This is a genomic window from Streptomyces sp. NBC_00878, assembly GCF_026341515.1.
In the GTDB taxonomy this organism is placed as follows: Bacteria; Actinomycetota; Actinomycetes; order Streptomycetales; family Streptomycetaceae; genus Streptomyces.
Window position 1 is genome coordinate 1,677,423 of record NZ_JAPEOK010000001.1, and the last position, 22,406, is coordinate 1,699,828.

At 67.2% G+C, this 22,406-nt stretch carries 12 protein-coding genes, 1 tRNA gene and 3 pseudogenes; 7 read left to right on the forward strand and 9 right to left on the reverse strand.

Going from position 1 to position 22,406, the window contains the following annotated elements:
- Positions 1-41: 41 nt before the first annotated feature.
- The 3 genes and pseudogenes from OHA11_RS06855 to OHA11_RS06865 all read right to left on the reverse strand — a co-directional run bounded on the left by OHA11_RS06855 (position 42) and on the right by OHA11_RS06865 (position 2,528).
- The gene (locus tag OHA11_RS06855) at positions 42-692 is read right to left on the reverse strand and encodes a hypothetical protein (protein WP_266493005.1); all 651 of its coding nucleotides are present in this window, start codon (positions 690-692) and stop codon (positions 42-44) included.
- A gap of 243 nt (positions 693-935) precedes the next feature.
- Positions 936-2,127, reverse strand: a pseudogene (locus OHA11_RS06860) (IS256 family transposase); the annotation flags it as partial.
- A gap of 146 nt (positions 2,128-2,273) precedes the next feature.
- Entirely contained in the window at positions 2,274-2,528 is a 255-nt protein-coding gene (locus OHA11_RS06865; RefSeq protein ID WP_266493008.1) for a hypothetical protein, read from the reverse strand.
- A 16-nt stretch (positions 2,529-2,544) separates the two neighbouring features.
- Between OHA11_RS06865 and OHA11_RS06870 the strand changes: the two are divergent.
- A pseudogene (locus OHA11_RS06870) lies at positions 2,545-2,700 on the forward strand (IS5/IS1182 family transposase); the annotation flags it as partial.
- Positions 2,701-2,845: 145 nt separating this feature from the next.
- On the opposite strand, the gene OHA11_RS06875 reads toward OHA11_RS06870, so the two are convergent.
- Positions 2,846-3,097: a hypothetical protein gene (locus OHA11_RS06875; protein ID WP_266493010.1), complete on the reverse strand. Its 252-nt coding sequence runs from the start codon at positions 3,095-3,097 to the stop codon at positions 2,846-2,848.
- A 4-nt stretch (positions 3,098-3,101) separates the two neighbouring features.
- Positions 3,102-10,073: a polymorphic toxin-type HINT domain-containing protein gene (locus tag OHA11_RS06880; protein ID WP_266493011.1), complete on the reverse strand. Its 6,972-nt coding sequence runs from the start codon at positions 10,071-10,073 to the stop codon at positions 3,102-3,104.
- Positions 10,074-10,510: 437 nt separating this feature from the next.
- Here OHA11_RS06880 and OHA11_RS06885 point away from each other — a divergent pair.
- Together OHA11_RS06885 and OHA11_RS06890 are read left to right on the forward strand one after the other, a co-directional pair.
- Positions 10,511-10,740, forward strand: a pseudogene (locus tag OHA11_RS06885) (hypothetical protein); the annotation flags it as partial.
- Positions 10,741-11,152: 412 nt separating this feature from the next.
- Positions 11,153-11,371 carry a hypothetical protein gene (locus OHA11_RS06890; protein ID WP_266493013.1) on the forward strand — a complete coding sequence of 73 codons (219 nt, stop codon included), beginning with the start codon at positions 11,153-11,155 and terminating at the stop codon, positions 11,369-11,371.
- On the opposite strand, the gene OHA11_RS06895 is transcribed toward OHA11_RS06890, so the two are convergent.
- Positions 11,353-11,437: transfer RNA gene (locus OHA11_RS06895), tRNA-Leu, on the reverse strand. The genes OHA11_RS06890 and OHA11_RS06895 overlap by 19 nt on opposite strands.
- Positions 11,438-11,578: 141 nt before the next feature.
- On the opposite strand from OHA11_RS06895, the gene OHA11_RS06900 reads away from it, so the two are divergent.
- Positions 11,579-12,937, forward strand: coding sequence for a DUF2254 domain-containing protein (locus OHA11_RS06900; RefSeq protein ID WP_266493014.1), 1,359 nt, complete (start codon positions 11,579-11,581; stop codon positions 12,935-12,937).
- 170 nt (positions 12,938-13,107) lie between these two features.
- Here the strand turns inward: OHA11_RS06900 and OHA11_RS06905 are convergent, their stop codons facing one another.
- From OHA11_RS06905 to sucC, 3 genes are all read right to left on the reverse strand, one after another.
- The gene (locus OHA11_RS06905) at positions 13,108-14,649 is read right to left on the reverse strand and encodes an aldehyde dehydrogenase family protein (protein WP_266493016.1); all 1,542 of its coding nucleotides are present in this window, start codon (positions 14,647-14,649) and stop codon (positions 13,108-13,110) included.
- Positions 14,650-14,896: 247 nt separating this feature from the next.
- Positions 14,897-15,781, reverse strand: coding sequence for a succinate--CoA ligase subunit alpha (gene sucD, locus OHA11_RS06910; RefSeq protein ID WP_266493018.1), 885 nt, complete (start codon positions 15,779-15,781; stop codon positions 14,897-14,899).
- 11 nt (positions 15,782-15,792) lie between these two features.
- Entirely contained in the window at positions 15,793-16,923 is a 1,131-nt protein-coding gene (gene sucC / locus OHA11_RS06915) for an ADP-forming succinate--CoA ligase subunit beta (protein WP_266493020.1), read from the reverse strand.
- Between the two features lie 186 nt (positions 16,924-17,109).
- Between sucC and OHA11_RS06920 the strand changes: the two genes are divergently transcribed.
- Genes OHA11_RS06920 through OHA11_RS06930 form a run of 3 tightly spaced genes read left to right on the forward strand, consistent with a single transcriptional unit; the run spans position 17,110 to position 22,234 of the window.
- The gene (locus tag OHA11_RS06920) at positions 17,110-18,810 is read left to right on the forward strand and encodes a thiamine pyrophosphate-binding protein (RefSeq protein ID WP_266493023.1); all 1,701 of its coding nucleotides are present in this window, start codon (positions 17,110-17,112) and stop codon (positions 18,808-18,810) included.
- 10 nt (positions 18,811-18,820) lie between these two features.
- Positions 18,821-20,098: a formyl-CoA transferase gene (frc, locus tag OHA11_RS06925; protein WP_266493026.1), complete on the forward strand. Its 1,278-nt coding sequence runs from the start codon at positions 18,821-18,823 to the stop codon at positions 20,096-20,098.
- Positions 20,099-20,101: 3 nt separating this feature from the next.
- Positions 20,102-22,234, forward strand: coding sequence for an acetate--CoA ligase family protein (locus OHA11_RS06930; RefSeq protein WP_266493028.1), 2,133 nt, complete (start codon positions 20,102-20,104; stop codon positions 22,232-22,234).
- The last annotated feature ends 172 nt before the right edge of the window (positions 22,235-22,406 follow it).

Here is a 22,406-nt window from a genome sequence, read left to right on the forward strand (position 1 = left end):
TACTGCTATCCAGCACGTGGATGCGGGATCGGGTCGTGAGGCTACACCTCACCCTCCAGCCAACGTTCGAATGGTGCGGCCTCCGACAGGTCGGAATTGATCGCCTTCAACCCTTGGGCGAAGTCTTCTGCCAATTTTGAGAGCATTGCGACTAGCTCACTTTGCACAATACTCTCGCGTTCCGGGTTTGGAGCCCAATTGGTCCGCGACTCGCAGTGAATCATCACGAGATCCCCGCTTGGATGAAAGGTCAAATTCCTCTCGATACCCTGCGAGTAAAGATCCACCTCGACTTCGCGACGTTCGCGCACAGCTGCCAGAAGCGACGGGAACTGCTCCATGAAGGCAGACAAGTCATACCCCACATCGAGCGGCCACTCATCGCTCCCAAAGCCGCCAATGTGGAATCTGCTGCCTCCAGCATCAGAGAGAGCGCTACACGCCTCCATGACTAGGGTTTCGTAATCGCCACCCGGCTCCAGACTCGCTGAAACAGGAGCCGCAGCACCGGACTGCACGGCCGGATTGAACGACACAGAGAAGCTCATCTCTCCAGCCTCGTAGTTCGGGCCAATAAGTGGAAAGCCCGCCTTGTACAGCCCATTTGGACTCGGGACAATGATAGCTGCCCGCGCTTGGACGATACTCCCATCCGGCATAATCACCTGTCCCAACCCATCCGGAATGCGCACCGACCTGGGACCCGCTCCTTCGACATGGAGTCCCTTCAAGAAGTCTGCAGCGCCGCCATTATCCAGCCATTGACCCTGCTGATTCCCGGTGCTACGAGCGCGATCGGTCAGAGCCTTCGTGTTATTCGCTCCGGCGCCGGGTCTGTAAAGCGAGCGGTGTAACTGGGCTTGGTGTGGCTAGAGTTGGCCTGCAGTGAGGCGGCCGTCGAAGGCCAGGTCGAAGGCGTTCATGGCGCCCTTTCAGCGCATGGTCCAGCGTTTGCGGCCGGCGCCGGTCGGGTCGAGGCTCATGACCGCCATGTAGACACACTTGAGGGCGGCCTGCTCCGTGGGGAAGTGCCCGCGGGCGCGGACGGCCTTGCGAATGCGCGCGTTGACGCTCTCGATGCTGTTGGTCGTGCACACAATGCGGCGTATCTCAGCATCAAACTGAAGGAAAGGCGTGAACTCGGGCCAGCTGGACTCCCAGAGGCGGACGATCCCTGGGTACTTCTTGCCCCAGGTCTCGGCGAATTCCAGGAACCGTGTCGTGGCCGCGTCCTCGGTCGGCGCGGTGTAGACGGGCTTGGGTGCCTTGGCGATCTTGTCCCAGTCCTGCCGGGCCGCGTAGCGAAATGACGCCCGCAGCAGGTGAACCACGCACGTTTGCACCACAGTTCGCGGCCAGACCTCGCCGACTGCGTCGGGCAGCCCCTTCAACCCGTCGCAGACCAGCATAAGGACGTCTTCGCCCCCCCTATTCTTGAGCTCGGAGAGCACTCGAAGCCAGTGTTTCGCGCCTTCGCCGCCGTCGCCGGCCCACAGGCCGAGGATGTCGCGGTGTCCCTCGGCGGTGACCGCCAGGGCCACGCAGATCGGCCTGTTCGCTACTTGGCCATCGCGAATCTTGACGTTGATAGCGTCAATGAAGACGACCGGGTGGACGCGGTCGAGCGGCCGGTTCTGCCATTCCGCCATGCCATCCATCACCTTTTCGGTGATCGTGCTGATGGTCGCCTTGGACACATCCGCGCCGTAGACCTCGGCCAGATGCGCGGAGATCTCCCCGAGCGTGAGGCCCTTCGCGGACAGTGAGAGCACCATCTCGTCCACGCCGGTCAGCCGACGCTGCCGCTTCTTGACGATGGCCGGCTCGAAGGAGCCCTCCCGGTCGCGGGGCACGTCGATCTCGACCGGCCCGATGTCCGTCAGCACCGTCTTGGACCGGGTGCCGTTACGGGAGTTGCCGCCGTCCTTGCCCGCCGGGTCGTGCTTGTCATAGCCGAGATGGTCGGTGATCTCGCCCTCCAGGGCGGACTCCAGAACCGTCTTGGTCAGCTGCTGCAGCAGCCCTCCCTCGCCGGTCAGCTGCAGCCCCTCACTGCGGGCCTGCGCGACGAGCTGCCTCAACCGTCGCGGCCTCCGGCGACGGATCCGTCTGGTCATCGGCGGTCACGAACTCTGTCACGGTGTCAGTCACTTGATGTCTCTTCCATGATCATCAATTGCACCGGTGAGCGTACAGACCCGGAGCCGCCGATCTGCTGGGCGGTTCAGCAGCTACGACAACACGAATTCAACCTCAGTAGCCATTGTTACTCATCATCCTTGTGCTGCATCGGTATCAGCCGGGCGATAAGGTAGTGCGATGGCTTGGTGAGAGAGTGCCTTGTCTACGATTTCCTCGGGCGTGAGCTCAGGATCCGAGTGGTAGATCAGAGAATAGGCGCCCGGATATGGAACGCTCGACTCGAAGAGCGCTTCCATGGCATCCGCTTCCTCGTCCGTTCCGTCAAAATCGATGATACGGCGAACCAGAGCAACAAGTTGTTCGCGAGTGAGGTCACCAAGAGCCACGAGGTCCTCCTACTGCCAGCACATCAACCGGGTCCTGGCCGCGGCACGGGCACCCGTCGAACGCGGCGTCGCGCGCCTTAAGTCCTGGCGGATCTCCCGCAGATCCCGGTGCCGTCCAAACCGCATGACGTCAATCGCCAAATCCATTCCCACCCTGGAGCGGCAACGCTGAAGAAGCTCACTGAAGCCCTGCCAGGTAACACCTGACAGGGCTTCAGATTTGCACATGTGGATTCACTCCGGGTGTCGTTGGCTGGGCATTCTCACCGAGGCGTCGCAACGCATCCGGAGCGGCCTTCCTCTCTTACGGGAGAGGATCAGAGCGTATCGATTTCGTTCCCCTTTGAGTCAATGATCGCGTAGTCGCCGGGATAGGGGACCCAAACCCCAATCCCGTTAGGCCACGAGACAATCTCAAGCGAGGCCACGTTTGAAATTTCAGTCCGGAGAAAGACCGCCTCACCGTCGCTCAGGGAGAAGGTGGTTCCTACCGGCTCGAAGCACACCTCGACGCTTTCTCCTCGCGCCGCCGCAAATTTCAGGTCTACGACCTGCTCTCCCTTGCTCACCTGACTATCTCCAAGCATCGATGATCTCCTGAGTTAGCACCACGCGCGCCGGTGCAGTCTTTCCGCCCTTTCCTGCGAGCGCTGCACTCTGGTAGAAGTCCTGCAATTTCTCCGCGTCACCCCTGCTTGCCAACCCTCGCAATTCAGCCGGAGAGCGTGTTCCGACGAGGTGAGAGGGATCTCCGGAACCCCAGACGCGCCCGCCCACTTCTTGCAGGGTGCCACCTTCAAGTTTCGGAACGCCGACCCTGCTGCCCGGATTGGCGAGATCGGTGGCGTTCCCCTTGGAGTCGACCGAGAAGCGAGGATCACAGTTGCTGTTGTGAACGAGTACCGGCGTCTCGCCCGCCATCACATAGTACGTGTGGAGGTCGTTGACGGTGAGGTTGTAGGTGGTGGCGTGCTGTGTGTAGGGCTGGTTGCCGGTGACGATGACCGTGTCGCCGTCGTCGGTGAGGAGGTTCATGCCCGGCTTGAGGTCTCCGGCCTCGACCCAGTCGTCTTCGGATGGTGACCAGATGGGGTGCTCGTGTGTTGCTATCAGCTGCTCGATGCCGCCTTCGGTGGCGATGGAGAGCTCGTTGAAGTGTTTGTCGTCCTCGGTGATGATGAGGCGGGTGACTTCCCGAGGGCCGGTTTCGCCGGTTTCCGGGTCGGTGGCGAGGACCTTGTCGCCGGGATCGATGTCCTCGATGTCCTTGGTGGTGCCGTCGGCCATGAGGACGCCGGTTCCAGCCAGGAAGCACTTCGTGCACTTGGTGACTGCTTCTGCTACTTCATCGGCTTTCTTCAGTTTGGCGAGTTTGAAGAATTTGAGGAATGGCACGTCGCTGAGTGTCGAGGCGCAGGCGACGCTGACGCCGATGTCTGCCCCACATTCCTGCCAGTCTCCGAAATCCGGCAATACCAGGGACTGGACCACCTTCCAGGTCGGGTTCGTGGTGTGGTGCCAGACGCGTATTTCCTTCGGCTGGTGGACACCACCTGCGTTGCCGTGCCCCCCGGTTTGACTCGTGCTGCCAACGTAGGCGGTCCCACCGCTTCCGCTGGTTGAGTAGAGGACATTTCCGCTCGTGTCGTAGCAGTTCGAGGTGGTGCAGCCGGGGCCGTTGTGCTTGTCCGGCGCCCAGGCGCTGTCGGGGTTGTTCGTATCGCAGCCGTCGCAGAACAGCCCGGTGGGGTCGCTGTAGTTGATGGGGTTGTTGTTGCTGTAGCTGTACGCGGAAAGGTTCTGTGGCACATACGGTGCACTGAGCGGGTCGGGGCTGAGGAAGCGTCCGAGGTTGGGGTCGTAGGCCCGGGCGCCGAGCAGGGAGAGGCCGGTGCTGGTGTCCTCCACCGCCCCGAGGAAGCCGTTGTCGGTGCCGGTGGGCAGGGTGCCGCTGCGTTGGTCGCCGAATGGCGTGTAGCGGCGGCGGGTTGAGGCGCCCGTGGAGGCGTCGACGGCAAGCTGTGTGGAGGCCTGGGTGTCGGCCATCAGGTAGGTGAGCTTGCCGTTGGTGACGGTGTTGCCCTCGGTCGTGCGTATGGCCACCGTTGCGGATCCGCTTGTGTACGAGCGGGTCGCCGTCACCGTCGTGCCGTCGGTGGTGCGCAGTTCCATGCCGGCGATGGAGGCGATGGTCTCCTGGGGGCTGGTGCGGACCAGGAGGTTGCCGTCGGCGTCGTAGGCGTAGCGGGTGAGTTCGCTGCCGCTGGTTTTGGTGGTTTTGACTGTGTCGAGCTGGCCGAGTTTGGTCCAGGTGTAGTCGGTGGTGGTGCCGCCTTCGACGCGCTGCTTCATTGTGCCGTCGTCGAAGTAGGTGAGGGTGTCCGTGCGGGTGGTGGTGCTGCCTGTCTTGTTGACGATCTTGCGGACGCCGTGGGGCTGGTTGGCGTTGGCCGTGGTCCAGGTGCCGGCGTCGTCGTATCCGGGGTAGAGGTAGTCGCGCAGGGCGGCGGTGCCGGCGGAGTTGGTGTCGGTGACCGACTGGAGGTTGCCCATCCGGTCGTAGGTGTAGTCGGTCTGGTAGGGGGCCGTGCCCTGGAAGTTTGACGTCGTTTGTTCGGGGGTGGCGGTGCAGATACCCGCCGTGGTGTGGGTGAACGCCTTCTTCAGGCGGTTCTGGTCGTCGTAGCGGAAGCACTGGGACTGGGCGGTCTGGCCGGTGGCCTGTTCGCGCAGTTCGGTGAGCTTGCCGGCCAGGTCGTAGCTGTAGGTGTCCTTCTGGGCTTCGCTGACCAGTTCGTTGGTCGTGGTGGTCGTGGCGATGGCCTTCAGCCACCGGGTGCCGTTGCTGTCGTCGTAGCTGTAGCTGCGCTGTGCCTGGATGCCGTTGCCGCCGAACTCGGCGCCGTAGTTGCGCTCCACCAGGCGTCCGTAGGCGTCGTAGGCAGTGCCGTCGATGTAGACCGCGTTGCCCAGGCTGCTGGTCAGACGCATGGGCTGACCGTATTCGTCGTACGTGGCGGTCACTGTCTCCGCGGCGAGTCCGCCCGCTGCGGGGTAGGTCGCCGTGGTGACGTGGTCGGCGGCGTCGTAATCGAGTGAGGTCGTGTAGCTGCCCGTGAGTGAGGTGACGGCGGACGGAATGGTCACTGTGCTGCTGAGTGCGCGACCGCGTGTGTCGAAGGATCCGACGTTGGTGGTGTAGGTGTTACCGCTCGTGTCGCGGCTGGTGGTCGAGGTGATCTGGCCCTTGCCGTTCGTGACGCCCGCGCCGTCCCAGGCCCAGGCGGCGAGTTCGGTCGAGCCGTTGCGGACGGACGTCTTGCGGCCCAGGTTGTCGTACCCGTAGTCCAGGACGGTCGTCGCGGGGCTGCTGGTCGTCCCGGTGTTGCTGGTCGTCTTGGTGATCTGGCCGTTGGCGTCGTACTCGGTCGCTGAGGCTCCCGCGTCCGGGTCATCGACTGTGAGGCGCTGGCCGGCCCAGTCGTAGCCGTAGAGGGTGTTGTTGCCCCGCGGGTCGGTGATCTGCTTCAGTTCGCCCTTCCCACTGTAGGCGTAGGACGTGGTGAAGCCGGTGCCGCCGTCGTACTCGATGACCTTGGACACCTGGCCGTAGACATCGGTGTAGGTGTCTGTGGCGGTGCCCACGGCGGGCTTGACGCTGGTGAAGTCGCCGTCGTAGTTGCTGATGACCTTGCCCTCGCCTCGCGGCACGCCGTAGGCCTGGAGCTGGGAGACGACGGTGCGGCCAGCCCAGTCCAGCACCAGGTCGTTGTAGGAGGGGATGTCCGCGAACTCAGGGCTGGCGGGTCCGCCGGAGCCCGCGGTGCCCTGGTTGCGGAAGACCGCCGAGGTGCCGGTGGCCCGACTGGCGGAGTCGTAGCGGGTGACCGCCACCTGACGGTACGGAACGAGGTCGCCGGCCAGGTTGCGATCGTCCGGCAACGGCGTCTGCGTCTCCCTGGGGCGGCCGACGCCGTCCATATAGGCGTACGAGGACAGGTATGTGGTGCCTGACTGCAGCACCTGGGATGCCACGCGCGGATAGCCGTCGACCGCGTCCGGAACCCCGGAACCGTTGGTCGACGTGGGAATGCTGTAGCTGAACTTCATCGACGGCGAGGTGCCGGTCTCGGTGGGCTTCCACACCTCCACCACGCGGCCCGCGGAATCCAGAGTCACCTTGGTGGAGTTGCCGTTGGCGTCCTGGACCGTGGTGGGGACGCCCCAGTAGCGGGAGGCCCATGCCGTGGAGGTCATCGCGCTCTGGCCGGTCAGGGCTCCGTCCGGGTCAGGCGTGGTGGTGATGATGCCGTTCAGCGGCCAGGTGTTGGCCGGGCTGTAGACGGTGGTGATGCGGTTGTGCTTGCCGTCCTCGGTCCAGGTCACGCGGCCGGCGTCGTCGTATCCCGACCACACCGACCGGTAGGTTCCGGCCTTGGTGTAGGTGCGTGTCTCGGTCGGGTTGCCGTCGACGGGCTTGTTGCCGCTCACGCTGGTGGCATCGTCGTACAGCGTGGTGGCGTAGCCGTCCTGGTTGCTGTCGGCGATGCTGGAGCAGCCGACCGAGTAGTGCTTGACCTCATCGGGCAGCACGGTCCAGCGCTGCGCGCCGGTGGAGTCGTAGTTGTCGGTGTTGTAGGCGCGGCCGTAGGTGGTGCAGCGGTTGTCGGAGACGCTGCTCTGACCCCAGTCGTCGGTGCGCATGGGCAGGCCGAACGTGGTGGACGCCGCCTCGGTGGTGTCGTACTCGTTCTCCACCACGTGTTCGCGCCAGGTGCCGCCCTTGACCAGGGTTTTCGTGGTGGTCTTGGACTCACGGACGAAGCGGGCGTCGGTCAGGCCGTCGTACTGGGCGGTGTTGTGGGACCAGTACGAGTGATAGGTGCGCTCGTGGGAGGCGCCGGTGTCGTCGCGCAGCGAGGTCGACAGCGCCTTGCCTGCCAGCCAGGAGTGGTCGCTGTAGTTGTTTCCGTCGCCGTCGTTGACCGTCACCGTCTTCGTCGCCGACGTGTCCGTCTTGGAGGTGCGGTCGCCGTCCAGGCCGCGGTAGAGCCAGTACTTGTTCGTCTTCTTGCCGGTGCTCGCGCCGGTGGAGACCTGGACTTCCTGGTAGCCGCGCCAGTCCGACCAGGTCTCGTCCTCGTCCTTGGTGAGCGGGTCGTTGGTGAACCGCCAGCCGGCGCCGTCCTCGTAGGTGTAGGAGGTGGTCATCACCGGTGCGCCGTCCTGGTTCGTGGTCACGGTCGGGTCGACCTCGACCTTGGTGACCAGGAACTTCTTGAACCAGCCGGTCTTGGCTTCGGTCTCCCCTTCCGGAGTCCACTTCTGCCAGTAGCAGTCCTGGGTGTTCGACGCCTGACTGGGCAGGCTGTTGATGTCGCAGGCGTTGGCGAAGCCGTAGGAGACGGTGGTGGTGGCGCCCAGGTCGCCGTGGATTTCCTGGATGCGGGGGAAGTTGAGCTCGGCGGAGCCGACCTTGTTGTCCAGGTCGGTCCGGTTGAAGTTGATCACCGGCAGGACGATGTCGTCACTGTCACCTGCGCTGCCGTAGGTCTTGCGCTGCACGTAGTCCAGCCACAGTGTCTTGCCGATCGTCCCGTCCGGGTTGGGCATGCCGTACTTGTTCTGGTACTGCTGCACCAGGTCCCAGCCGGTGCCGTCCTGGTCGCCGACGTACGTCTTGATGTCCCACAGCATGTCCGTGGAGAAGAACGTGGGGAAATACGTCTTGCCCGCGCATTCGTAGTCCGCCGACGTGCCGTCACACATCAGGTCGATCGGCACGTCCGGATACGAGGTCGGCTTGGCGTCGAAGGTCGGGCAGGCCGCGGGCGCATCGCGCAGCGGGTCGTTCTCGTTGACGCGCTCGATACACCGGTTGACGTGGCTCAGTTCGACCTTCGCCGGGACCTTTCCGTTGGCGATCTGTGAGGACCAGCCGTACTGGATCTCCTTCACATAGCCGGAGGAGACGTACGAGCGCGCCTGGTCGGTGTTCGCGACCGAGCGGTAGTGGTTGTACTCCTTGTCGTAGAAGTACATCGTCTCGACCTCGTTGGCGTCGACCGCCCGGTCGAGGTTGAAGCGCCAGGCCTGGGTGCACGGCTCGGGGAACTGGTCGCGGCACGGCTCGCCCGCGTCGTTTCCGACGACCGGCACGGTGAAGACGGAGGCGGTGGCGGTGCCGGTGCGCTCGGAGCGGCCCCAGCCGAAGTAGTAACGGTGGCCCTCCTGGCTGGAGATCACCCAGTACTCGCCGTCGCGGCCCGCGCCGTGCCCGTTGAACAGGCGCTGCACCCGCCAGCCCGGGTCGTCCTTCACGTGGTACGCGCCGCTGCCGGTGTTGTCCTGGACCAGCTCCGAGGTGACACCGTTGAGGTTGATCATGTAGACCGCGCCGGACGGCTCCTCGGTGGAATTCGGCGAGTCCCAGCACAGGTCGCCGATCGTCGGCAGGCCGTCCTGGGTGCAGTTGCGGTAACGGCGCTCGATGAAGCCGACATTGAGGTCCCAGCCCATGCCCGCCCAGGACGCCTGGTTGTTCGAGGCCGACGTACGACCATCCACGGACTGCGAGTTGTACGTCATCGCCAACGGCGGCGCGGAGCCCATCGGCGGCGTCGGCAGCTGGATCGGCAGGTTGTACGTGAACGCCCCCGAGCCCGTGGACACGTCCCACGAACCGGTGGGCGACAGCGTCGAGGCCCGGTAGTCACCCGCGTCGGATGAGGAGCCGGTGGTCAGCGCGAACACACTCCCGCCGGTGCTGCCCGCCTCGCGCATGAGCTGCGCCGAGACGCCCTCTGTGGTCGTGTCGGCGACCGCCGTCACCGTGGCGGTCAGGGTGCCCGTGGCCGTGTCGTTCTCCACCGGCACGAACTCCCGGTCCGTACAGCCCTCCACGCCGGGGGTCTGCAGCGCGCAGGCGGGCAGCTTCACCAGGCGCAGGCGGGATGCGAAGTCACCGCCGTACGCGTACTTGAAGCCTGAGTAGTCGATGTCGACCTGCACCTGGCCGACCACGTCGACGCCGTCGGTCCGGGTGACCTCAAGGCCCAGGCCGATACCGCCGGCCGCAGCCACCGCCTCGCGGTCCAGGACTCTCACGTCGACCTGGTCCGGGGACACCGCATCCGCGGCAGCCTCGGCCGATGCCGATGCCGATGCCGAGGCCTCGGGCGAGGAACTCGGCCCGGCCACCGGACTTCCGCTCGGCTCGGCACCGGCAGACCGCTCGGCGGCGCTCGGGCTGGGCGACGCGGTGTCCTTGGCCGGCCTGGAAGAGCCCAACTGAGCCTGGGTGTCGACTCCCTCCGCCACGGGAGCGATCTCCACGACGTCGCCGACCTGCGTACTCTCGCCATCATCCGTGCCGCCCGTAGCCGATGCAGACGGCTCGGGCTCCACCGTGCCCGGCTCCCCAGGAGCCGCCTGCGACAAGTCAACCCTCGCCTCGGCCGCGCGCGGCCACTGCGGAGCGGGAAGCGGCTTGCCCACCTCCTCGGCCTTCTGCTCCGGCACCGAGCCCAGGGACTGCGACGGCACCACCGGCGTCGGATCAAAAGCTGCCGCTGCAGCCGCCTGGGGCGACACCACCGACAACGTCGACAGCAACCCGGCCAACAACGCACCCGCAAGACCAACCGAGACGAAACGCCCACGCCGAGCAGCCAACCGAACTCCCACCCCACGCGGCCCACACCAACGCACAGACCGCAGCTCACCCGAAACAGACCGTCGGCATCAGGGCAGGACCAACCGCGCTCCCCAGCAAGGCGAGGAAGCGACTCGTCCCTGAATTGGATCAGTGAACGGGGACGGTAACCGCTGTAAACGCCTTGTGAACAGGTCACCAGAAGAAAGGTTCCAGCAACTGAGAGTGACGTCAGTCACACGCGAGACTCTCATGCCACGCAGCACGGCTGCACCGCCCCACCAGTTCTGAGGCCCCAAACGGCCGCCAGCGGCCTCGATGGGGAATCGGATCCTTCGACTATGTGGTGGCCATCAACTGCAACCGCATGCCTCGCTGGACCGGACCCGGCCACTCGGCGAGGCAAAGGGCGGCGGCATCTGAGTCCATATAGACCACGGCGGCCCGACACAGGGCCGCATCTCACTGCCGAAAAACCGGATGAAGGAGCTGCTGCGCCGACTGGACCCAGCGAAGAAGCCCGTCGTGGTCATGGGAGCCGAAAAAGCCCTGGGAAAGTGGGCCGGGGCATCACCGTTGGCCCCGCGGCGGACTTCCGTACCGCGCAGACGCGCACTCCCGACCGGCACTACGAACGCCCGCTTGCTCGATGGCCGCTGGGTCCCGCCGACCTCCCGAGTCGGCCTCGGTCACCAGGCCGCTGCGCAGTGCGGCGAAGTCCGCCTTGCGGAGGGCACGGTTGGCCGTCGCGCAGATGACGAGGCCGGCGTCGCGGATTGCTTCCTGGCACGATTCGGCGGTCCGGAACCCTTGGGAGTGCGCCTGGACCTGCTTGAGGTTGCTGTCGAATACGGTGACAGGAAGCCGACGCCGACCCCGCCCTCGTCACCCAATGGATCGCCAAGACACAGGCCCGCAAAGCGCGCGCCGGAGCCGAACTGCGCACCGCGGCCAAGGCCCCGGCTCACGGATGCCCCGTGACGAGATCGCCCGGCTCGCACGCTCCATCAGCGACCTGGCCGCCGCCGTACGCCAAGCGGAAGCCGCGGACAAGGCGGAGATCTACCGCTGGCTCGGGCTCGCCCTCACCTGCGACTCCGGGAAAGAGAAAGTGCTGGTCGAGATGAATCTCAACCAGCACTCTGCGGCAACCCGTGGGCTACCAGTCGGTGTCCGAGGGGGGACTTGAACCCCCACGCCCGATAAAGGGCACTAGCACCTCAAGCTAGCGCGTCTGCCATTCCGCCACCCGGACTAGGTGTCTGCCACCTGGACGGAGGTGTTCCCCGCGGCGACATGGACAACAATACCAAGCTTTCGGAGTGGCTTTCACCTGCGTTTCCTCGCTCCGGCGGGGGTTCCCGACGGGTACGGAGGGTGCACCTACAGTCTCACCATGGGTGACTGGAAGACTACGGACGGGCTGCCACGGGGGCGGCGGCCCCGCGCTTTGTCGCCGCTGCGCGAACATCTGCGGGACACGTTCTGGTTCGCTCCGACCGCCGCCCTGGTTCTGGTCCTGGTGGTGTGGATGGCGGCGTCGGCGGCGGACGACGCGATCCTGACCGCGCTGCGCGACGCGGGCGACGAGGAAGCCGTCAGTGATCTGCTGGGGATCGCCGAGGACGCGAAGACCGTGGTCACCACGATCAGCGCGGCCATGATGACCTTCATCGGTGTCGTCTTCAGCATCTCGCTGGTCGCCGTACAGATGGCCGCCGGACAGTTCAGCCCCCGCGTCGTACGGATCTTCGTGCGGAGCCGGATCACGAAGGCCACCTTCGCGGTGTTCCTGGCGACCTTCGTCCAGTCCCTCCTGGTCCTCACCTCGTACGACAGTCAGCGCGATCCCGCGCTGGTGTCCTCGATCCCGCTCATCCAGTCCGTCCTCACACTGATCCTGGTGGGACTGAGCGTGATCCTGTTCGTGATGTACGTGAACTCGACACTGCGGTTGATGCGGATCGCGCACGTCGTCGACCTGATCACCACAGAGGCGCTGCGGGTCGTCACGCGCATGCCCCTCGACATCTCCGCGAAGGAGCCCGTCGGCCCCGGTCCCAGTCCCAGCCCCGATCTCGGTCCCGAGACCGCCCGCTTCGCCCATCACGGCCGCGGGGGCGTGCTGCGGGACATCGACATCGCACGGCTCGTCCGTATGGCGCGGCAACACGGCGTCGTACTGCGGCTCGTCCCGCGGATCGGGGACTTCGTCGTGCCGGGCACGCCAGTGTTCGCCGTACACGGCGGGCCCGCCCCGAAAGGGCTGCGCTCACTCGGCTTCCAGGTGTCCGTGGGGGCCGAGCGGACGTTCCATCAGGATCTGGGATTCGGGCTGCGGCAGTTGTCGGACATCGCGTTGCGCGCCCTGTCGCCTGCCGTCAACGACCCCACCACCGCAGTGCAGGCCGTGGACCGGATCGTGCAGTTCCTGTCCTCTGTGGCGCGACGGCCGCTCGGGGCCGTGTTGCACAGGGACCGGCAGGGCACCGTACGCCTGGTGCAGCCCGTGCCGGACTGGACCGAGCTGGTCGACCTCGGGTTCACCGAGATCCGGGTGTACTCGGTGGCCAGTCCTCAGGTCACCCGACGTCTGCTGGCAGGGCTCGACGATCTCCTCGCTGCCGTTGCCGAGGAGCGTCGGGCGCCGCTGGTCCGGCATCGCACCCTGCTGACCCAGGCCGTGGAACGGGCCGTGCCGGAGCCCGCGGACCGCGCCTTCGCCCTCCACCCGGACCGGCAGGGCATCGGGTAGGCGCGACTCGGCCGTCACCGCTGCACGAGGACGCGACAAGCGACAACCAACAACCCACGCCCCACACCCCACGACCGCACACCGGCCACCGGCCACCGACCACCGACCAGCGACCACCCTCGATCCCGAAGCCAGTGTGCGACGCCCATACAGCGCCGCCCACCCGGCGGTCACGGCATCAGCTGGTACTCCGGGAAGTTGCCCGGCAACCGCTCCCCCGCCGGCCCGCGCGTCACCGCGCGCACCAGCAGCTCGCCGCCCACGAACGCGCCCCGCCAGGACGCGCCGAAGCCGCCGAAGAGCTCGTCGCGGTCGCCACGGGAACGGGGCTTGCCGTGGCCGACCTTGAACGCGCGGATCTGCGGGGCCAGTCGGCGGTAGGTGGCCTCGTCGTCCGTCGACAGGGTCGCGACGAGCGCGCCGTTCGACGCGTTCATGGCGGCGAGCAGTTCGGCCTCGGTGTCGACCAGGACGATGGTGTCGACCGGGCCGAAGGGTTCCGCGTGGTGGAGCGGGGAGGACGGGGGCGGGTTGAGGAGCGTGACCGGTTGGACGTACGCCGACGTGTCCTGGCCGGGCAGGAAGCGCGCGTCGGCGAGCCGGCCGCGGTGCAGCGGGACCGCGCCCCGGTCGATCGCCTCGGCGACCTGGTCGTGGAGGTCCTTCGCCTTGGCCGCGTTGATCACAGGACCGAAGTCCAGCTGAGGGTAGGGGTCGTCGGGCCGCTCGACCGCCAGCGGGTGGCCGACTCGCAGCGTACGGACCGCCGGGAGGTACGCCGCCAGGAAGTCGTCGAACAGCTCACGCTGGACGACGAAACGCGGGTAGGCGGTGCAGCGCTGCTTGCCGTAGTCGAAGAGCTTGGGGATGACTGCGGTCAGCGTGTCCCAGTCCGTGTGGTTCCAGATGCCCCAGGTGTTCAGACCCTCCTGTTCCAGTACGTGTCGTTTGCCGAGGTCGGCGACGGCCGTGGCCACCGCGGCGCCCGTGTCCCGGCCGCCGACGAAGGAGACGCAGCCGATCTCGGGCGCACGCACGAGCGCCTCCGACAGCTCGCCTCCGCTGCCGCTGACGAGGGTGACGGGAATCCCCTCGCGCGCGGCGAGTGCGCAGGCCAGGGTGAGACACGCGACGCCGCCGTCGGTCGGGGTCTTGGCGATGACCGCGTTCCCTGCCAATGCCTGTACCAGCATTGCGTGAACGAGCACGCTCATCGGGTAGTTCCAGCTCGCGATGTTGGACACGGGCCCGTCGAGCGGGGTCCGGCCCTCGACCATCGGCTCGATGCCGTCGACGTACCAGCGCACGCCGTCGATGGCCCGGTCGACGTCGGCCTGCGCGAGCCGCCAGGGCTTGCCGATCTCCCAGACGAGGAGCAGCGCGAGCAGTTCGCGGTGTTCGGTGAGCGCGTCGAGGGTGGCCGCGACGCGGGCCCGGCGTTCGTCCAGGGGCACATGCCGCCAGGCGCGGTGGTGGTCGAGCGAGGCGCGTACGGCCTGGTGGGCCGTCAGGCCGTCCAGACGCGGCGGGCCCGCGATGGGGCTGCCGTCCACGGGGCTGGTGGCGGGCAGTGCCCGGCCATCCGCCTGCCAGGCGGCGCCCCAGAGGTTGAGGACACGGTCGTCCCGGAAGGCTTCCGGCGCCACGGCGAGGCAGCGCTGCCAGGCGTCGGTCCAGGAGGTGTGGGACTTGAGGGTGAGGGTGGGTGCCATTCGATTGCTCCGCTCTCGGTGCACAGTCGGGGGCGGTAGTGCATGGCTCGTCTCCGGTACGGGAGCGCTTGGTGTCCATGGCGTACACGGCGCGCCTGGAGTACTCGCGTACGGAGACGTCGACGCGGACGTAGTGCGGGGACGTCGTACGCAGACGCGATGCGGGGACGTCGTACGAAGGACGCTGGCGAGAGGCCGCCGCGCCTGAAAGCAACCCCGGATCAACTACAAGTGACATCACGCTCCCTCATCCGGACTCATCCAGTACGGCGAGGACCAGTCGGGCCGTCTCGGTCGGGGTGCCGCCCACCCGTACCCCGGCCGCTTCCAGGGCTTCCTTCTTCGCCTGGGCCGTGCCCGACGAGCCGGAGACGATCGCGCCCGCGTGGCCCATCGTCTTGCCCTCGGGTGCGGTGAAACCGGCGATGTAGCCGATGACGGGTTTGGTGACGTGGTCGCGGATGTACGCGGCCGCGCGTTCCTCGGCGTCGCCGCCGATCTCCCCGATGAGCACGATGAGTTCGGTGTCGGGGTCGTCCTGGAAGGCGGCCAGGCAGTCGATGTGGGTGGTGCCGACGACGGGGTCGCCGCCGATGCCGACGCAGGTCGAGAAGCCGATGTCGCGGAGTTCGTACATGAGTTGGTAGGTGAGCGTGCCCGACTTGGAGACGAGGCCGATGCGGCCGGACTTGGTGATGTCGGCCGGGATGATGCCCGCGTTGGACTGGCCGGGGGTGATCAGGCCGGGGCAGTTGGGGCCGATGATCCGCGTGCCCTTCGCCCTCGCGTACGCGGTGAAGGCGACCGAGTCGTGGACCGGGATGCCCTCGGTGATGACGACAGCGAGTCCGATGCCGGCGTCGGCCGCCTCGACAACTGCCGCTTTGGCAAAGGCGGGTGGGACGAAGACGACGCTGACGTCGGCTCCGGTGGCCTCAATGCCTTCGCGTACGGAGCCGAAGACGGGCACGGCGCGGTCGTCGAAGTCGACGCTCTGCCCGGCCTTGCGCGGGTTGACGCCGCCGACGACGTCGGTGCCGGCCGCGAGCATGCGCCGGGTGTGCTTCATGCCCTCGCCGCCGGTCATGCCCTGGACGAGGACCTTGCTCTCCTTGGTGAGGTAGATGGCCATGTCCCGCTCCTTCAGCCGGCGTTGGCGAGTTGGGCGGCACGGCGCGCGGCGCCGTCCATGGTGGTGGCCTGCTGGACCAGGGGGTGTGCGCGCTCGTCGAGGATCGCTCGGCCGCGTACGGCGTTGTTCCCGTCGAGGCGGACGACCAGCGGCTTGGTCAAGTGGACTGCTTCCAGGGCCTGCACGATGCCGTCGGCTACCGCGTCGCAGGCGGTGATGCCGCCGAAGACGTTCACGAAGACGGACTTGACGGCCGGGTCGGAGAGGATGACGGAGATGCCGTCGGCCATGATCTGGGCGGAGGCTCCGCCGCCGATGTCGAGGAAGTTGGCGGGGCGCGCGCCGCAGCCGGCGACCACGTCGAGGGTCGACATGACGAGTCCGGCGCCGTTGCCGATGATGCCGACCTCGCCGTCCAGCTTCACGTAGTTGAGGTTCTTGGCGGCGGCCGCCGCCTCCAGCGGGTCGTCGTGCGTGGACTCCTGGTCACCCCAACGTGCCCGCCGGAAGCGGGCGTTGTCGTCGAGGGTGACCTTGCCGTCGAGGGCGAGGATCTGCCCCTGCGCCGTGCGGGCGAGGGGGTTCACCTCGACGAGTACGGCGTCCTCGCGGACCAGTACGTCCCAGAGCCTGACCAGGACGTCGACGGTCTGCGGGGGCAGGCCCGCGGCGTCGGCGATCTCGGCCGCCTTCGCCGAGGTGACGCCCTCGGCGGGGTCGATGTGGACGCGCGCCACGGCGTCCGGCCGAGTGGCGGCGACCTCCTCGATGTCCATGCCGCCCTCGGCCGAGGCGATGGCGAGGAACCGGCCGGCGGCGCGGTCGAGTACGTAGCTGACGTAGAACTCGCTCTCGATGTCGACCGGTTGGGCCAGCATCACCTTGCCGACGGTGTGGCCCTTGATGTCCATACCGAGGATCTGGCGTGCCGTCAGTTCGGTGGCAGCGGGGTCCGCGGCGAGTTTCACGCCGCCTGCCTTGCCTCGTCCGCCGGTCTTCACCTGTGCCTTGACGACGACGCGGCCGCCGAGCCTGCGGGCGATCTCGCGTGCCTCCTTGGGCGAGTCGGTGACCTCCGCCCTCGGCACCAAGATGCCGTGTTCCTCGAAGAGTTCCCTTGCCTGGTGCTCGAACAGGTCCATCTCGGCTCCCTCTTAAAAGTGCCGCACGCCCCCTGGACACCACCCACTGGATGCGGGATAACAAGCTTCATACAGTATTCGTCGACTGTATGCAATGTACGCGACGGCATCCACGAACAGTGCGCGCACCACGCCTGAGCTGCACTTCCGCACGCCCAATCCCCTACGAAGGGACAGGACTTCGCCATGCCCGACGACAACAGCCAGAACCTCATCTCCGGTGGGCACCTGGTCGCCAAGGCACTCAAAGCGGAGGGCGTGGAGGTCATCTACACGCTCTGCGGCGGCCACATCATCGACATCTACGACGGCTGCGTCGACGAGGGCATCGAGGTCGTCGACGTACGCCACGAACAGGTCGCCGCCCACGCCGCCGACGGTTACGCGCGCATCACCGGCAAGCCCGGTTGCGCCGTCGTCACCGCCGGTCCCGGGACGACCGACGCCGTGACGGGTGTCGCCAACGCCTTCCGCGCGGAGTCCCCGATGCTGCTGATCGGCGGCCAGGGGGCCCACACCCAGCACAAGATGGGGTCCCTGCAGGACCTGCCGCACGTCGACATGATGACGCCGATCACCAAGTTCGCGGCGACCGTGCCGGACACCGCGCGGGCCGCCGACATGGTGTCGATGGCGTTCCGCGAGTGCTATCACGGGGCGCCCGGCCCGTCCTTCCTGGAGATCCCGCGCGATGTCCTCGACGCCAAGGTGCCGGTCGAGAAGGCCCGGGTCCCCGCCGCCGGCCAGTACCGGGCCTCGACCCGCTCGGCCGGTGACCCCGAGGCCGTCGAGAAGCTCGCCGATCTCCTCGTGCACGCCGAGAAGCCCGCGATCCTGCTGGGCAGCCAGGTGTGGACGACCCGTGGCACCGAGTCCGCCATCGAGCTCGTACGCACCCTCAACATCCCGGCGTACATGAACGGCGCGGGGCGCGGCACGCTGCCGCCCGGGGACCCGCACCACTTCCAGCTCTCGCGCCGGTACGCCTTCTCGAACGCCGACGTCATCGTCATCGTCGGTACGCCCTTCGACTTCCGCATGGGCTACGGGAAGCGGCTGTCGCCAGACGCGACCGTCGTGCAGATCGACCTCGACTACCGGACCGTCGGCAAGAACAGGGACATCGACCTCGGGATCGTCGGCGACGCGGGACTCGTCCTGAAGTCGGTCACCGAGGCCGCTTCCGGGCACGCTTTTAATGGATACAGCAACGGGGGCGCGTCGAAGCGCAAGGAGTGGCTCGACGAGCTGCGCGCCGCGGAGCAGACCGCCATCGAGAAGCGGCTGCCGAACCTGAAGTCGGACGCCTCGCCGATCCACCCGTACCGCCTGGTCAGCGAGATCAACGACTTCCTCACCGAGGACTCCATCTACATCGGCGACGGCGGCGACATCGTCACCTTCTCCGGGCAGGTCGTGCAGCCCAAGTCGCCCGGGCACTGGATGGACCCGGGTCCGCTCGGCACGCTCGGCGTCGGCGTCCCGTTCGTGCTCGCGGCCAAGAAGGCGCGGCCCGACAAGGAGGTGGTGGCCCTCTTCGGTGACGGCGCCTTCTCCCTCACCGGCTGGGACTTCGAAACCCTCGTCCGCTACAACCTCCCCTTCGTCGGCATCGTCGGCAACAACTCCTCCATGAACCAGATCCGCTACGGCCAGGCAGCCAAGTACGGCCTGGAGCGCGAGCGGGTCGGCAACACCCTCGGCGACGTCCACTACGACAAGTTCGCCCAGATGCTGGGCGGCTACGGCGAGGAGGTCCGCGACCCCGCCGACATCGCCCCCGCCCTCCAGCGCGCCCGCGAGTCGGGCAAGCCGTCGCTGATCAACGTCTGGGTCGACCCGGACGCGTACGCCCCCGGAACCATGAACCAGACGATGTACAAGTGAGGTGGCCGCGATGACCCCGATCACCCCGATGACCTCGATGACCTCGATCGCAGGAACGTCGACCAAGGCTCTCGACGGCATCCGTGTCCTCGACATGACGCACGTCCAGTCCGGTCCTTCCGCGACCCAGTTGCTCGCCTGGCTCGGCGCGGACGTGGTCAAGCTGGAGGCGCCGACCGGTGACATCACGCGCAAGCAACTGCGCGACCTGCCGGACGTCGACTCCCTCTACTTCACGATGCTCAACTGCAACAAGCGGAGCATCACCCTCAACACCAAGACCGAGCGCGGCAAGGAGATCCTCACCGAGCTGATCCGGCGCTCCGACGTCATGGTCGAGAACTTCGGACCGGGCGCGGTCGACCGCATGGGCTTCACCTGGGACCGCATCCAGGAGATCAATCCGCGAATCGTCTATGCCTCCATCAAGGGGTTCGGGGACGGCCCGTACACCAACTTCAAGGCGTACGAGGTCGTCGCTCAGGCCATGGGCGGGTCGATGTCGACCACCGGCTTCGAGGACGGGCCGCCGCTGGCGACGGGAGCCCAGATCGGTGACTCGGGCACGGGCATCCACGCGGTGGCGGCGATCCTCGCCGCCCTGTTCCAGCGGGAGAACACGGGGCGCGGGCAGCGCGTAAACGTGGCGATGCAGCACGCCGTGCTGAATCTGTGCCGGGTGAAACTGCGGGACCAGCAGCGCCTCGGGCATGGGCCGCTGGCTGAATATCCCAACGACGACTTCGGCGACGAAGTTCCCAGGTCCGGCAACGCGTCCGGCGGCGGCCAGCCCGGCTGGGCAGTGAAGTGCGCGCCGGGCGGCCCGAACGACTACGTGTACGTCATCGTGCAGCCCGTCGGCTGGAAGCCCCTCACCGAACTCATCGGGCGCCCCGAGCTCGCGGACGCCCCCGAGTGGGCGACCCCTGAGGCCCGTCTCCCCCAACTCACCAAGATGTTCCAGCTCATCGAGGAGTGGTCGGCCACGCTGCCCAAGTGGCAGGTCCTTGAGCAGCTCAACGCCCACAACATCCCCTGCGGTCCGATCCTCTCCACCAAGGAGATCATCGAGGACGAGTCGCTGGTCGCCAACGAGATGGTCGTGACGGTGCCGCATCCCGAGCGGGGCGACTTCGTGACCGTGGGCAGCCCGCTGAAGCTCTCCGACTCCCCCGTGGACGTGACCAGTTCGCCGCTGCTGGGCGAGCACAACGAAGAGGTGTACGTCGGCGAGCTCGGTCTCGGCGACGAGGAGCTGCGCCTGCTCAAGTCGAACGGAGTGATCTGATTGATGGCCGAAGACCGGATGCTGAGGGTGCGTACGCTCCTTGACGCCGTGCGGGCCGAGGGGCGGACCGCGCTCACCGCGCCCGAGGGCAAGGTGATCGCCGACGCGTACGCGATCGCCGTCCCCGGCGAGGAGCTGGCGACCGACGTCGACGAGGCGGTGTCGTACGCGGCGCGCTTCGGCGGGCCCGTCGTGATGAAGATCGTCTCCCCGGACATCCTCCACAAGACCGACGCCGGCGGCGTGATCGTCGGCGTGGAGGGCGCGACGGACGTACGCGCCGCCTTCCACAGGGTCATCGAGAACGCCCGGGCGTACGACTCCCAGGCCCGAATCGAGGGCGTACAGGTCCAGGAACTGCTCCCCAAGGGGCAGGAGGTCATCGTCGGCGCGGTGACCGATCCGACCTTCGGGAAGGTCGTGGCCTTCGGGCTCGGCGGTGTGCTCGTCGAGGTCCTCAAGGACGTCACGTTCCGGCTGGCGCCCGTCGACGCGGACGAGGCGCTGTCGATGCTGGACTCGATCCGCGCCGCGGAGATCCTGCGCGGGGTGCGGGGCGCGCCGGCGGTGGACCGGTGGGCGATCGCCGAGCAGATCCGCCGGGTCTCCGAACTGGTCGCGGACTTCCCGGAGATCGCCGAGGTCGACTTGAACCCGGTGATCGCCACCCCGGAGGGCGCGGTGGCGGCGGACATCCGGGTCATCCTCGCCGAGGAGGTGGCCAAGCCGCGACGGAAGTACACGCGCGACGAGATCCTCACCACCATGCGCCGGTTGATGCAGCCGTCGTCAGTGGCCGTGATCGGCGCCTCCAACGAGCAGGGCAAGATAGGCAATTCGATCATGCGCAACCTCATCGACGGCGGCTTCTCCGGGGAGATCCACCCGGTGAACCCCAAGGCCGATGACATTCTGGGCCGCAAGGCGTACAAGAGTGTCACGGACGTTCCCGGTGAGGTGGATGTGGCGGTCTTCGCTATTCCCGCCAAGTTCGTGGCCTCGGCCCTGGAGGAAGTGGGACGCAAGGGGATCCCCAACGCTGTCCTGATCCCCTCGGGGTTCGCGGAGACCGGTGAGCACGAGCTGCAGGACGAGATCGTGGCCATCGGCGAGCGCTACGGAGTCCGGCTGCTCGGGCCGAACATCTACGGCTACTACTCGACGTGGCAGGACCTGTGCGCCACGTTCTGCACGCCGTACGACGTCAAGGGCGGCGTCGCGCTCACCTCGCAGTCCGGTGGCATAGGGATGGCCATTCTGGGCTTCGCGCGCACTACGAAGACGGGTGTTTCCGCGATCGTGGGGCTCGGCAACAAGTCGGACCTGGACGAGGACGACCTGCTGACCTGGTTCGGCGAGGACCCCAACACCAAGTGCATCGCCATGCACTTGGAGGACCTCAAGGACGGACGCGCCTTCGTGGAGGCCGCGCGGGCGACCGTCCCCAAGAAGCCGGTGGTCGTCCTGAAGGCGGGCCGTACGGCGGCCGGGGCCAGGGCCGCGGGCTCGCACACGGGCGCCCTCGCGGGCGACGACGCCGTGTACGAGGACATCCTGAAGCAGGCCGGTGTCATCAGGGCGCCGGGTCTGAACGAAATGCTGGAGTACGCGCGCGCGTTGCCGGTGCTGCCGACTCCTCGGGGCGACAACATCGTGATCATCACGGGCGCCGGCGGCAGTGGCGTGTTGCTGTCCGACGCGGTGACCGACAACGGCCTCTCCCTGATGGAGATCCCGCCGGACCTGGACGCGTCCTTCCGGAAGTTCATCCCGCCCTTCGGTGCGGCCGGCAACCCGGTGGACATCACGGGCGGCGAACCGCCGTCGACGTACGAGGCGACGATCCGGCTCGGTCTGGAGGACCCGCGGATCCACTCGCTCGTCCTCGGCTACTGGCACACCATCGTGACCCCTCCCATGGTCTTCGCCGAGCTCACCGCGCGCGTGGTGGCCGAATTCAGGGAGCGCGGGATCGAGAAGCCCGTCGTGGCGTCGCTCGCGGGCGACGTCGAGGTCGAGGAGGCCTGCCAGTACCTCTACGAGCACGGGGTCGTGGCGTACCCGTACACGACCGAGAAGCCGGTGGCCGTGCTGGGTGCGAAGTATCGCTGGGCGCGGGCGGCGGGGCGGCTGTGATGCCACCGGCGCGCGGCGGGCCGGCCGGGGGTCCGGGGGTTGTCCCCCGGGCGGGCCGCAGCTCGCTGGGCGCGCGCGGCGGGGCGGTTGTGACGCTGCGGCGCGTGGCGGGCGCTGTTGGGGGGGCGGTTCATGACTTGACCCGGTGAAGGGGCGGGCCGACGGTGCGCGT

Excerpts from the sequence above, each read along its gene's own strand:
- OHA11_RS06890 (WP_266493013.1), top strand. The coding sequence starts at position 11,153 with ATGCCCCGTGACGAGATCGCCCGGCTCGCACGCTCCATCAGCGACCTG.
- OHA11_RS06900 (WP_266493014.1), top strand. The coding sequence starts at position 11,579 with ATGGGTGACTGGAAGACTACGGACGGGCTGCCACGGGGGCGGCGGCCC.
- OHA11_RS06905 (WP_266493016.1), bottom strand. The coding sequence starts at position 14,649 with ATGGCACCCACCCTCACCCTCAAGTCCCACACCTCCTGGACCGACGCC.
- sucD (WP_266493018.1), bottom strand. The coding sequence starts at position 15,781 with ATGGCCATCTACCTCACCAAGGAGAGCAAGGTCCTCGTCCAGGGCATG.
- sucC (WP_266493020.1), bottom strand. The coding sequence starts at position 16,923 with ATGGACCTGTTCGAGCACCAGGCAAGGGAACTCTTCGAGGAACACGGC.
- OHA11_RS06920 (WP_266493023.1), top strand. The coding sequence starts at position 17,110 with ATGCCCGACGACAACAGCCAGAACCTCATCTCCGGTGGGCACCTGGTC.
- frc (WP_266493026.1), top strand. The coding sequence starts at position 18,821 with ATGACCCCGATCACCCCGATGACCTCGATGACCTCGATCGCAGGAACG.
- OHA11_RS06930 (WP_266493028.1), top strand. The coding sequence starts at position 20,102 with ATGGCCGAAGACCGGATGCTGAGGGTGCGTACGCTCCTTGACGCCGTG.